The sequence below is a fragment of the Pedobacter sp. genome (assembly GCF_040513095.1).
Classification (GTDB): Bacteria; Bacteroidota; Bacteroidia; order Sphingobacteriales; family Sphingobacteriaceae; genus Pedobacter.
Genome location: NZ_JBEVDX010000007.1, coordinates 1 through 13,962 on the forward strand (window position 1 = coordinate 1; position 13,962 = coordinate 13,962).

Below are 13,962 nucleotides of genomic sequence, written 5' to 3' on the forward strand. Positions count from 1 at the left end.
TAGTAATGACACATGTTGATGTTACACAACATGCTCATTTTTAATGATTACTGTAAAGGTAGAGCCCTTATCGACTTCGCTTTCTACAGAAATTGAACCGCCTAATGAGGTGATCTGGGTTTTGGTAATGAACAGGCCGACGCCACTGCCATTAACATGACTGTGAAAACGCTCATTTAAACCAAAAATGCGGTCTTTGTGCTTTAAAAGGTCTATTCCCATGCCATTGTCACTGAATGTAAGGACAATATTACCATTCTCATCCAGTTTTGTAGCAATTTCAATCCGTAATGGACGGTTTTCTGAACAGTATTTCACCGAATTGGACATTAAATTCATCAGTACACTCTCCAGATAACTCTTGTTGAAAGGGATCATTTCACACTCAAAACTGGTGTGTATATAAATGCCCATTGTGTGTATCTGTTTGGTGAACGAATTGCATACTTTCTTAAATATCCGGGACACACTTACTTTTTCTATCTTGATTTCTTTATTCTGTTTCAGACTTAGCATCTGTGTCAGATCATAAATAGTTTCGTTTAATTTATCTGCTGAATCCCTGAACATGTCTACAATCTTTTTATTGTACTCGTCCAGCAGATCGTAATTTAAAATATCGATTAAGCCAATGAGGTTGGAAAGGGGCGCCCTGAGATTATGGGAGGTGATATAGGCAAACTGACTGAGATCCTGATTCCTTGAAGTGAGATCCTCAATGAGCTGATCGCGTTCTTCTTCAGTTTTATTGCGGGCAATATATTCCCGAAAATTAGCCGCTAGTGCACTAATGTCCGAGTTCTTTATCATATTATTATTCAGTTGGTTCGACATAAAATTTATCCTTGGTAGTGATGTACCACATAACAGACAAACACCTTGCCATCTTGTCGGAGCAAACGTGCCGAAAGATATCCACATCCTGTGAGTATTCCTGTAGCGTTTACTACTCCCCGGGATCAAGTAAACGGAGGGCAAGCTCGGCTTGCCGGGCCGAAGCCGCGGCAATACTCAGGATATATTCATCCCGGGATCCGTCGCCAATAAATTCTGTGTTGGTATTGCCAGCGAGATCTGTCACGCTGTTGAGCGGGTTGTAAGGAGTAACTTTGATATCGTTTTCAGAAAAGCCATTTTCGATAAGCATTACAAATGCATTTTCTGCTTCGTTCTCTTCCTGATAAATACGGGTGATCACCTGAAAGGGAATATGCTCCTCATAGCTGCCGGTAGCCCTTCTGGCGTAGAGATTGGATTCATCAAAATCCTTATGGCCGTAAAGCTCAGAATCGGCGGATACCACAGCATGTCCTTTGATATAATCCGGAAGTACGATCAGCTGCTGCGCAGTAATGTTGGGCAGGATTACCTGGTCGTGTGCGGCATCCAGTTCCGCTACTCCAATGGGGATCAGCACTTCTCTTTCTGCCATGTTCCAGATATTACCTTCGAGATTAAGCACCAGGTACCGTACTTTCTGCTCTGTTTCGTCAAAAAGAAGATCGGTGACGGTCCCCAGGTCCTGGCTGTCTGAATTGAGCACTTTCCAGTGGATAATATCGGGTTGACCATCTTTGATCTCAAAATCACTTGTGCTCAGTTCCTTCAGCTGTCTGATTTCGTGCTCATTTTCTTTGCGTTCCATATTGTTTAATAAATGATTTTGTCGCTAAGAAAATAGAATAAAGCGAGTCCTAATGCTGCGATTGCAATGAGCCAGCTAAACCAGCCTTTATATTTTTTGGGTTGAACTTCTAATTGTGCCATGGTTTCTGTAGGTTGATGTATCTGTTTAACAGACGGCAGGCTATTTATGTTTGAGTATCAAGTAATTCTACTGCCTCTTTGTTTCCCTGCTGTATAGCCAGGTCTAATGCAGTAAGCCCCCTGAATTCCCTGATATCAGGATCAGCGCCATAATCAAGCATCAGTTTTACAAGTTCATTTCTCCCGAACATTGTAGCAAACATCAGCGCTGTGCCGCCGTTTCCATGCTGAAGATTGAGATTTGCACCGCTCTCTATTAAAAGTTTTGCGATATCAGCATACCCTTTAAAACATACGCCCATCAATGCAGTATTACCGCCAATATCTGCGGCATCCACATTGGCACCTGCTTCGATCAGTAGCTTTGCGGCCTCCAGACGATTATTGTAACAGGCAATGATCAGTGGGGTGTATCCTTTTTCGTCATGTATGTTTACGTTTACTGCATCATCAAGAAGGGATTGGATGTAAGCCATATCGCCTGATCTGGCAGCGTTAATTAGTGTAGGTTGAAGTTCCATAGAAAATTTAATCTTTTATAACCATGTATTACTATTTATAATCCCATGGAGGGAGTATTGTAGAATAAAAACCTCCTGTATGGATTACAGGAGGTTTAGTACTATTTATGCAGGTACGTCTGGCTTTTTCTCTCTTTCCCAGAAACGGTGCTGGGCAACTGCAGCAATGAAATCAGCAGGTTTGCCATTGAGGATTACTCCCGGAGGCGTTGCCCCTTTTGGCCCGAATGGGATCTGGGTCATTTTAATAAAATCTTCAGCATCACTGGCTGCACCAATAGCTTTACAATGTTTGAAAGCTTCGGTAACGAAATGGAGCGCATCCGCTTCGGCAGCTATAGATTTTACGCTGGCTGCTCCTCCCGGAATATATACCGCATCGAATAATACTGATGCTGATGTCAGGAAAGTAAAGTCGACTTTAACGGCAAGGCCTTTGTCATCCTTGATATGCCCATTGTGCGTAGCCACGATTTTAGCCATTGCACCGCCAGCCTGTAAAGCTTTTTGCAGGGCATTCAGTTCTGTGCTATTTACGCCATCTGTAGCCAGAATAGCGATCATCCTGCTTTTGATAGAATCCTTGGGTGTATTGGCCATACTTAAAGCAGCGGATGCTTCTGTAGAAGATTTCACGATTCTGGATTCATATTTTGCAGGATCGGCATCTGCAGGTACACCATGGTTGATTGGCAACTCCGGTCCTTCAGGAACTTCAAGACCTAATCCATCGGCTACTCTTTTTGCAAGCGTGCCATCTACCAGGGTAAGAATACCGACCATCCTTTTACGGATATCCTCCCGGTCTACTTTACCCAGTTCAAAACGCAGGGCATCTACAATGTGGTTCTTTTCGTGTTCTGCCTGACTGTTATAAAACATCGTGGCCTGGCTGAAGTGGTCAAAGAAGCTCTCGCTGCGGTCCCTGATCTTCCGGGCATCAATCCTTTCTTCGTAAGTATTGAATCCGCCTTCGGCAACAGTTGCCTGTTTTGGATAGTTCGCAGAGATGCTGTTTGGCTCATAACTGGTGCGGCTGGTATTTATAGTCTGGCGCATGTGGCCATCGCGCTGGTTATTGTGTACTGGCGAAACCGGTCTGTTGATAGGGATTTCATGGAAGTTTGGTCCTCCCAGACGCAATAACTGTGTATCTGTATAAGAGAACAGTCGTCCCTGAAGCAGCGGGTCATTGGTAAAATCAATCCCCGGAACAACGTGGCCAATATGAAAAGCTACCTGTTCTGTTTCTGCGAAGAAATTGTCAGGGTTTCTGTTCAGTGTCATCTTACCGATTTTCTGTACCGGTACCAGTTCTTCAGGGATTAGTTTAGTTGGGTCCAGGATATCAAAGTCGAACTTATGTTCATCTTCTTCGGATATAATCTGTACGCCGAACTCCCATTCAGGAAGGGCACCTGCATCGATAGCATCCCAAAGGTCTCTTCTGTGGAAGTCGGGATCATTACCAGAAATCTTTTTAGCTTCGTCCCAGGCTACGGAGTGAACGCCCAGCAAAGGTTTCCAGTGGAATTTAACAAAGCTTGATTTTCCTTCGGCAGTAATCAGGCGGAAGGTATGTACTCCAAAACCTTCCATCATGCGGTAACTGCGGGGCAGTGCCCTGTCTGACATTAACCACATAATCATATGTGTAGATTCTGGCATAAGTGAAATGAAATCCCAGAAAGTATCATGTGCTGATGCTGCCTGAGGAATTTCATTGTGCGGTTCTGGTTTTACAGCATGGACCAGGTCTGGAAACTTGATCGCATCCTGTATGAAGAATACTGGCATATTGTTACCAACAAGGTCGAAATTACCTTCCTGGGTATAGAATTTAACAGCAAATCCGCGTACGTCGCGCGCCATATCTGTTGAGCCTCTGGAGCCTGCAACAGTAGAGAAACGTACAAATACAGGTGTTTTGACTGAAGTATCATTTAAGAAACCTGCCTTTGTCAGTTCAGGAATAGGCTTATAAAGTTCGAAGACACCATGTGCACCTGAACCACGTGCATGGACGATCCGCTCGGGAATACGTTCGTGGTCAAAATGGGTGATCTTTTCACGCAGGATAAAATCTTCGAGAAGGGTAGCACCTCTTTCACCTGCTTTCAGTGAATTCTGATTGTCGTTGATTTTTATACCCTGGTTAGTGGTCAGGAATTCGCCGCCGCCGTGCTCTTTATCTGACTGCAACTGGATTTGTTTTGCGTTTTCCAATGGTGCATTCTTGCTTTTTGCCGGAGTGGTTTCCTGTAGTTTGCTGGTTTTCTTGTCTTTCATGTTAGTATGAGTATGCAGAGAACTTTAACACCATTTAGGGCACAGTGTTTTGATTGATTACACATATTTGAGGTGAAACACTGTTAAATCTGTTTTCAATAAGCATTCCGGGGAGGGGTATGACTAAACTTATATGGAAATAGGTTGTTGGGGAGTATATCTAATCTATACTTATGAAAAATATTTTAAATACTTCATCATTAGGGCTCCTTGCAGGAGCACTGTTATTTGCCTCATGCGGTAACTCTACAAAAACGACTACGACAGATAGTACTTCTACGGAAACTACAACTATGACTACTGATTCTGCAGCTTTAAAACCTACTGGTCCCGCACCGGAATGGGGTAAAACTATCCATCCGGAAATGCAGGCAGTGATTGAAAAGCTGGTAAGTTATGGTGATAAACCAACAGAAAGCCTGAGTGCAACGGATGCAAGGAAAAACCATACACCTACTGATGCGGTAATGGACCTGGTGAAAGAAAACAATATCACTTTACCTGCACCTGGTGTAGATACGGTTGGAAAAGAAATCCCGGTAGCCGGCGGAAACATCCACTTGAGAATTTATACCCCTAAAGTGGGCAAAGGTCCTTTCCCGGTAATTGTGTATTACCATGGCGGTGGATTTGTGATTGCCAATATAGACGTATACAATGCTTCGGCACAGGGACTGGCTGAGCAGGTTGGCGCAGTAGTGGTTTCTGTGGCTTACCGCCTTGCTCCGGAACATAAATTCCCGACTGCACATAATGATTCATTTGCCGCATATGAGTGGACCCTGAAAAATGCAGCCTCTATCAATGCTGATCCTAAGAAAATTGCCGTACTGGGCGAAAGCGCAGGTGGTAACCTTGCTGCTAACGTAAGCATCATGGCAAGGGACAAAAAGATTATGGTTCCTTTGCATGAAGTATTGGTTTACCCAATTGCACAGGCGGACATGACTACCAAATCGTATACAGCTTACGCCGCGGCGCATCCGCTGAACAAACCAATGATGGCCTGGTTCACTGAGAAATATGTAACTGCTATGGCAGAAGCTAAGGATCCAAGAATTTCATTGGTGAATGCGAACCTGAAAGGATTGCCTCCAACTACAATTATTACTGCTGAGATAGACCCATTGAATAACGATGGCATGATGCTGGCCGACAAACTGAAAGCTGCCGGTGTAACAGTTGATACTAAAAACTACGATGGTGTTACCCATGAGTTCTTTGGGATGGCAGCAGTTGTTCCTGAAGCCAAAGAGGCTCAGGCTTATGCGGCTGACCAGCTAAAAAAAGTTTTTGGAAAATAAATAAAACATTTTTTTTAGTTCAACGTTGTTTGAACGTCTACACATTTACCTGTGAAAAACAAAAAGGGCTGGGTCATTTAATTGATTCAGCCTTTTGTTTTTGTTAAAACATTTTGCGCTAAAATTGATTGATAAGGGTAATGGAGAAGATTACTGTATACCCCGGCCGTCCCTATCCGTTAGGCGCTACCTGGGATAGCGAAGGTGTTAATTTTGCGATATATGCCGACAATGCCACGGCTGTTGACCTGTGTTTTTTTAATGGAGAGGACGATGAGCATGAATCCCTGAAAGTAAAGCTGACTGAGCGTACCCATCATATCTGGCATGGCTACCTGCCTGATATTGCCCCCGGACAATTGTATGGCTACCGTGTTCACGGACCCTTTGATCCGGAGAACGGACACCGCTTTAATGCAAATAAACTGCTGATAGACCCTTATGCAAAAGCAATTTCGGGAGTAATAGGCTGGAGCGATGCGCTGTTTGGGTATATAATGGGCTCTGAAATTGAAGACCTGAGTTTTAGTGAACTGGACAGTGCGCCCTTTATTCCAAAAGCGGTGGTAATTGACCAGACCTACGATTGGAAAGGAGACATACCTCTGGATATTCCCTACCATGAATCAATTATTTATGAAGCTCATGTAAAAGGTTTTACTATGCAGCATCCCGGGATCCCGGAAGAGATCAGGGGAACTTATGCAGCACTGGCACACCCTATAACCTTAAACTATCTGAAGGAACTAGGAATTACAGCGATTGAACTGATGCCTGTTCACCAGTTTGTGAACGACAGACACCTGGTAGAAAAAGGGCTGAGCAATTACTGGGGATACAATACTATAGGATTTTTTGCCCCGGATGTCCGCTATGCAGCCAGTAATGAGCGCGGCGGACAGGTAAGGGAATTTAAGGATATGGTGAAGGCGATGCATGTAGCGGGTATAGAGGTGATCCTGGATGTGGTATATAATCATACTGCTGAAGGCAACCATATGGGCCCCACGCTTTCGTTTAAAGGAGTAGACAATGCTTCTTACTATAGACTGGTAGATGACAAGCGCTATTATATGGATTATACCGGCACAGGAAATACCCTGAATGCCAACCTGCCAAATGTGCTGCGTTTGTTTATGGACAGCCTGCGTTACTGGATAACGGATATGCATGTAGATGGATTCCGTTTTGACCTTGCCCCGGCGCTGGCCCGCGAACTGCACAGTGTAAATAAGCTGAGCGCATTTTTTGATATTATCCACCAGGACCCGATCATTTCGCAGGTGAAGCTGATCGCTGAGCCCTGGGACATTGGTGAAGGTGGTTACCAGGTAGGAAACTTCCCGCCTGAATGGGCAGAGTGGAATGGCAAATACCGGGATTGTATAAGGGATTACTGGCGTGGTGCGCATAGTATGCTGGGTGAATTTGCCCAGCGTTTTACGGGAAGCCCGGACCTTTATCAGGATGACCTGAGAAGCCCGACGGCAAGTATAAACTTTATCACAGCGCATGATGGCTTTACGCTGCATGACCTGGTGACCTATAACGAGAAACACAATGAAGCCAACGGTGAGGATAACCGCGATGGGGAGCAGCACAATGGCTCTTACAATTACGGCGCTGAAGGCGAAACTGATAATGCAGAGATCAATGTGATCCGTTCCAGACAAAAGCGGAACCTGCTGACTACCCTGTTTTTGTCGCAAGGTGTACCAATGATGGTTGCAGGAGACGAGTTTAGCCGTACACAGCGGGGAAACAACAATGCGTACTGCCAGGACAATGAAATTTCATGGCTGGACTGGGTCAATGCAGACCAGGAACTGTTCAATTTTACCCAGCAACTTATTCACCTGAGAAAAAGGCATCCCGTATTTTGCCGGCGCCGCTGGTTCCAGGGTGTGCCAATTAAAGGTGTAGGTCTGAAAGATGTTGCCTGGTTCCTGCCCGGAGGCCTGGAAATGCAGGAGCACAACTGGAACGAGGATTATGCTAAATCCCTCGCGATCTACCTGAACGGGGATGACCTGAGAAGTACTGACCCGAGAGGAAACAAAATTACGGACGACAGCTTTTACCTGATGTTTAATGCGCATGATGAGCCATTAGACTACAGTCTGCCGAATGCACGTTATGGCAGGGAATGGCTCAGGGTATTAGATACAGCAATACAGGATATCAATGAATCTCCAACGAGGCACTTTACAAGTGATACCATCAGGGTGGAGGGAAGATCTATAGTTTTATTAAAACATGTAAGGAACACTGAAGATTATGTTCAACAAGCTAAAAAGAAAAACAGGCGTAAACTTTGATGAGAACGGGAATGCAGCCATACGTTTATGGGCACCCGAAGCCGAAACAATAGATCTTAAAACTGCGGAGGCAACGCTCCCACTGGAAAAGAAAGATTTTGGGTATTGGGAAACGGAAAGCGATCAGTTACAACCTGGAAATACCTATCAGTTTCTCCTTAACGGGGAGAGCCTGATTCCTGACCCTGCGAGTCTGTCGCAGCCTGAGGGGGTGCACGGGCCATCGGAAGCAAAGGATCTTTCGGCATTTGCCTGGACGGACCAGTCCTGGAAAAACCCGGAGCTGGGAGATTATATCCTATATGAACTGCATACCGGTACTTTCAGTCCTGAAGGCACTTTTGAAGGCATCATAGCCAAACTGGATTACTTGGTTGAACTTGGAATTACTGCCATTGAGATCATGCCGGTAGCACAGTTTCCGGGTGGCCGTAACTGGGGTTATGACGGGGTTTTCCCTTTTGCCGTACAGGATTCTTATGGTGGCGCCGAAGGCCTTCAAAAGCTGGTAGATGCTTGTCATGGTAAAGGATTGGCAGTAGTACTGGACGTAGTTTATAACCATATGGGGCCCGAAGGCAATTACTTTGCGCAGGCAGGACCCTATTTTACTGAAAAATACAGTACTCCATGGGGCAGTGCCATCAATTTTGACGATGCATGGTCTGACGGTGTGCGCGACTATTTTATTGAAAACGTACTGATGTGGTTCAGGGATTTCCATATTGACGGTTTACGCCTTGATGCTGTACATGCAATTAAGGACCTAGGTGTGAAACACCTGTTACAGGAAATCAGCCAGGAAGTTGATAAACTGATGGAAGTTACGCATGGTAAACATTACCTGATTGCGGAATGCGACCTGAATGATAACAAATACATCAATCCGGTTGAGCAGCACGGCTACGGCATGGATGCACAATGGATAGATGAATTTCATCATGCATTGCGTGTGACGGCCGGAGAGCCTGCCACTGGTTACTACAGTGATTTCTCGGGGATAAAGGACCTGGAAAAATCTTACAAGGATGCTTATATCTATGATGGTGTCTACTCGCCTCACCGCCTGAAAACTTTTGGCGGTAAAGCCGAAGGTAACGCAGGATCACAGTTTGTGGTGTTTTCACAAAATCATGATCAGGTAGGGAACCGGATGCTTGGCGAACGTACCAGTACATTACAGAGTTATGAAATGCAGAAGTTAATGGCGGGAGCGGTATTGTGCAGTCCTTTCCTGCCTATGTTGTTTATGGGCGAGGAGTGGGGTGAAACCAATCCATTCCTGTTTTTTACCAGTCATGGAGACCCGGAGCTGATCGAGGCCGTGCGTAAAGGACGGAAGGCTGAATTTGCCGCTTTCCATGCCGAAGGCGAAGCGCCAGACCCGCAATCGGATGATACCTTTGAGCAGTCTAAATTACAATGGGAACTCCTGCAGTCTGAAGGACATCAGGAATTGCTGGCCTATTACAAGACCTTCATCGCCCTGCGAAAAAAATACGCAGCACTGAATAATACCAACCGCAGTCAACTAACCGTATCGGCCGATGTCAGAACAAACTGCCTGGTGCTGAGGCGCTGGGAGGAGGAAGTCCAGGTGTTATGCCTGATGAATTTCTCCGGTAAAACACAGGACCTGACTATTCCGGATGATAAACCCAGCTGGAAGAAGATCCTGGATTCTGCTGACCCGAAATGGAAAGGCCCGCGTGCAGCACCAATATCGGTTGATGCACTGCAAAAAATGGAGATACAACCACAATCTATCCTAATTTATACCAATAAATATGCATAAGCCAATTTCAACCTACCGCATACAATTTCATAAAGATTTTAAATTTAAGGATTTTGACCAGATCATCCCTTACCTGAAAGAACTGGGCATTACCACCATTTATGCTTCGCCGGTACTGGAGGCATCTCCGGGCAGTATGCATGGGTATGATACCGTTAACCCGGAGCAGATCAATCCCGAGATTGGTACACTGGAGGAACTAAAGGCTTTGTCGCGCAAGCTTAAATCCCTGGATATGCAGTGGATCCAGGATATTGTACCTAACCACATGTCTTTCCATCCCAATAACAAATGGCTGATGGATGTGCTGGAAAAGGGAGAGCAATCGGCCTATGCCGGTTTCTTTGATATCAACTGGTCTGGCGATAAAACCACACCGCTGATGGTTCCCTTTCTGGGAAGTACGGTTGAAGAGGCGATAGCAGCAAAGGAACTGAAACTGGTGCAGCGTGACAGTGGCATCAAACTGCAGTATTTTGAAACTGAATGGCCGGTAAATGATAAAGTAAAGGATGTAAACATGCCGGTACAGCAGGCTGTGGATCTGCAGTACTACAGGCCTTGTTCTTACAAGGAGACAGATTATCAGATCAATTTCCGCAGGTTCTTTACCGTAAACAGTCTGATTTGCCTGAATATGCAGGATGAAAGGGTTTTTGAGGCTTACCACAGCCTGATCAAAACTTTGCTGGATGAAGGTGTTTTCCAGGGCCTGAGAGTTGATCATATTGACGGCCTGTATGATCCTGAAACTTACTTTGAAAGGCTGCGCAAGCTTGCAGGAGATGAGGTTTATATAGTAGTGGAGAAAATTCTGGAAGAGGGGGAGGAAGTGCCGGATGACTGGCCGGTTGAAGGAACTACAGGATACGACTTCCTTGCACAGGTAAATAACCTGTTTACCGCGCGGAAGGCAAAAAAGAAATTTACCAAATTTTATGAGTCGCTCAGCGGAGAGACCAAAAGTATAGAAAGGCTGATACGGCAGAAGAAAGCAAGTATCCTGGGCGACCATATGGCGGGCGAGCTGGAAAATCTGTACCAGCTGTTCCTTGAGCTGAAGCTGGCCGGTGAAGCAGAATTAAATGCGCTGAAGCCGGGAACCTTGAAAGATGCGATAGGGCAACTGCTGATCTGCTTTCCTGTTTACCGTTTTTATGGTAATCAGATGCCTTTGGAGAAGACTTTTTATCAGAGCCGGATTATTAATATCCTGAAGGATATTGATGAGGTAAAAGTGCTTGAAGGTGCAGTAGAAATACTCAGGGCCGTGCTGATTATCAAACCGCTGGAAGAAAATGAGGATTATAACCGGAGGGTAACGCAGTTTTATCTGCGTTGCATGCAGTTTAGCGGTCCGCTGATGGCCAAGGGTGTGGAAGATACTTTAATGTATACTTATAACCGTTTTATCGGCCACAATGAAGTGGGTGATGCACCTGCCGCATTCGGTATCAGCAAAGAGGAATTTAACTTTTTGATGATTGAACGCGCAAACCACCTGCCGCTGTCAATGAACGGGACCTCTACGCATGATACGAAAAGAGGCGAGGATGTACGTGCGCGTTTGAACGTGCTTTCAGACCAGCCCGAGGAATGGATAGCAAAAGTGAAGCAATGGAGAAAGCTGAATAAGGAACTTGCCGGTGGCCTGGATCCGAACGATGAATATTTTATCTATCAGACTCTGGCCGGCAGTTATCCTATGCCAGGGATGGACGAGGACAATTATGCAGAACGCCTGCAGGCTTATCTGGAGAAAGCGCTGCGTGAAGGAAAAGTGAATTCTGACTGGAACGATCCGGATACGGATTATGAAGAACTGGTGAAACAGTTTATCATAGGTATACTGGACCAGTCTGCCCCTTTCTGGGAGAACTTTGCAGCCTATCACCATAAGATTTCTGATGCGGGGATACTGAAGTCACTCTCGCAGCTCGTACTGAAGTTTACTTGTCCGGGAGTACCTGATACATATCAGGGTACTGAACTGTGGGATCTGAGTCTGGTAGATCCGGACAACAGAAGGCCTGTGGATTACAAGCAGCGACAGGACTGGCTGCAGGAATTGCAGCAGGGTGACGCTTCGCTGCGGAACCTGTGGGATGAACGTTTTAACGGCAAGATTAAGTTGTATCTGACTCATTTATTACTGGATAAGCTTAAACCCTTTGCCCGGCTTTTAGCGGATGGCTGGTATGAGCCGCTGGAAGTAAAAGGGAAGTTTGCAGATAGGGTACTTGCTTTTAGCAGACAGGACCGGGATCAGATGCTTGTTGTAGTTGTTCCTTTGGATATTGCTGCTCCGGATCCTGAAATGGACTGGGGAAATACGCGTGTAGAGCTTCCCCTCAAAACGTTCCACTGGAATAGCCTGACAGATGGTTCAGGAGCTAAGGAAAACACACCGGATCTGCCTTTGGCTAAATTGTTTGGGGATTTCCCTCTTGCAATAATTTCGGTTGAAGCCATTGATAACCCGCGCGGAGCCGGGATCTTACTGCCTGTTACCTCTTTGCCCTCTGCTTATGGGATAGGTGATATGGGTTTTGAGGCCTATGATTTTATTGATTTTCTGGTGAGATCGGATCAGAAATACTGGCAGCTGCTGCCATTGAACCCGATAGGCGCAGACCAGGCATTTTCGCCTTATAGTTCTGTTTCGGCAATGGCCGGAAATACTTTGCTGATTAGTCTGTCAGGCCTTTCTTACCAGGGCTACCTGGACCAGCAACAGCTCGAGAAAGCCAGTATTGCAAATAAGGATGAGATTGATTTTAAAAAGGCTATTGCTATAAAAGATAAGTTGCTGAAAAAGGCTTATGAAAGCTGGATGGATGCAGAGGATGAAGAATTTTTGGTTTTTATTGAGCAGGAAAAAGACTGGCTCGATGACTTTGCCCTTTATACGGTTCTGAAAGACAATCACAACGGTGATACATGGCTCAACTGGCCATCTGATTATAGAGACCGCAATAGCCTGAGCCTTGAAAACTTTGCTGCAACCCATGGTGACGAGCTGAAATTTGAACAATGGAAGCAATATATATTTTTTCAGCAATGGGCTGAGATCAGGGATTACGCTGCAGGAAACCAGATTAAACTTTATGGTGATCTGCCTTTTTACCTGAGCCATGATTCTGCTGATGTATGGGCGAACAGGGAGCTGTTTAGCCTGGACGATAAAGGCGATATGACTGGTATAGCGGGGGTTCCACCTGATTATTTTAATGCTGAAGGCCAGCTTTGGGGAATGCCGGTATATAACTGGGACAGGATGAAGTCTGATGATTACCAGTGGTGGATCAGGAGAATCCGTAAAAATATGGAACTCTACGATTTGCTGCGGCTGGATCATTTCAGGGCTTTTTATGACTATTGGGAGGTGCCTGCCGGAGAAAGTACTGCGGTAAACGGAACCTGGAAAATGGGACCCGGATCCGACTTCTTTACCGCCTTGACGAGGGAATTTCCTGAGATGCCATTTGTAGCGGAAGACCTGGGCGAGATCAGTGAAGGTGTTTATGAACTTCGCGATGAATTTAAACTCCCGGGAATGAAGGTGCTGCAGTTTGCTTTTGGTGCGGACATTGGTTACACTGACCATATCCCGCACAATTACACATCGGACAATTTTATCGTATACACGGGAACCCATGATAACAATACTACCCGCGGGTGGTATGAAACAGATGCAGACCGCTTATCTAAAAAGAACCTGAATAAATATACAGGTGTGAAGGTAAAGACGAATGATGTCCATACCGTACTGGCGAAGCTTGCTTATTCTTCGATAGCTAAAATCGTGATCCTGCCCCTGCAGGATATACTGGGGCTTGATGGAAAATCGAGGATGAACAAACCTGCTTCGGTAAAGGAAAACTGGAAATGGCGCATTAAGGAACTGCCGGGATGGGATGTAGAAAAGAAATTGCGGGGATGGGTTAAAATATATGGAAGGCAATAAT

General features: G+C 45.4%; 8 protein-coding genes. 4 read left to right on the forward strand and 4 right to left on the reverse strand.

Features of this window, described 5'->3' with window-relative positions:
• Positions 1-21: 21 nt before the first annotated feature.
• The 4 genes from ABWY16_RS00810 to katE form a co-directional block, all read right to left on the reverse strand.
• The gene (locus ABWY16_RS00810; RefSeq protein WP_353902752.1) at positions 22-810 is read right to left on the reverse strand and encodes a sensor histidine kinase; all 789 of its coding nucleotides are present in this window, start codon (positions 808-810) and stop codon (positions 22-24) included.
• A gap of 136 nt (positions 811-946) precedes the next feature.
• Complete coding sequence (locus ABWY16_RS00815; protein ID WP_353902753.1) at positions 947-1,645, reverse strand: PRC-barrel domain-containing protein; 699 nt, start codon at positions 1,643-1,645, stop codon at positions 947-949.
• 166 nt (positions 1,646-1,811) lie between these two features.
• Complete coding sequence (locus tag ABWY16_RS00820) at positions 1,812-2,288, reverse strand: ankyrin repeat domain-containing protein (RefSeq protein ID WP_353902754.1); 477 nt, start codon at positions 2,286-2,288, stop codon at positions 1,812-1,814.
• Positions 2,289-2,393: 105 nt separating this feature from the next.
• The gene (gene katE, locus ABWY16_RS00825; RefSeq protein WP_353902755.1) at positions 2,394-4,577 is read right to left on the reverse strand and encodes a catalase HPII; all 2,184 of its coding nucleotides are present in this window, start codon (positions 4,575-4,577) and stop codon (positions 2,394-2,396) included.
• Between the two features lie 173 nt (positions 4,578-4,750).
• Here katE and ABWY16_RS00830 point away from each other — a divergent pair, with 173 nt between their 5' ends.
• From ABWY16_RS00830 to treY, 4 genes are all read left to right on the forward strand, one after another.
• Positions 4,751-5,881, forward strand: a complete 1,131-nt coding sequence (locus tag ABWY16_RS00830; protein ID WP_353902756.1) for an alpha/beta hydrolase — start codon at positions 4,751-4,753, stop codon at positions 5,879-5,881.
• Between the two features lie 140 nt (positions 5,882-6,021).
• A complete protein-coding gene (gene glgX, locus ABWY16_RS00835; protein WP_353902757.1) occupies positions 6,022-8,199 on the forward strand; it encodes a glycogen debranching protein GlgX in 2,178 nt (725 codons plus the stop codon).
• The gene (gene treZ, locus ABWY16_RS00840) at positions 8,159-9,994 is read left to right on the forward strand and encodes a malto-oligosyltrehalose trehalohydrolase (RefSeq protein ID WP_353902758.1); all 1,836 of its coding nucleotides are present in this window, start codon (positions 8,159-8,161) and stop codon (positions 9,992-9,994) included. Before glgX ends, treZ begins: the two co-directional genes overlap by 41 nt.
• Positions 9,987-13,961, forward strand: a complete 3,975-nt coding sequence (gene treY / locus ABWY16_RS00845; RefSeq protein WP_353902759.1) for a malto-oligosyltrehalose synthase — start codon at positions 9,987-9,989, stop codon at positions 13,959-13,961. The genes treZ and treY overlap by 8 nt, the downstream gene beginning before the upstream one ends.
• The last annotated feature ends 1 nt before the right edge of the window (position 13,962 follow it).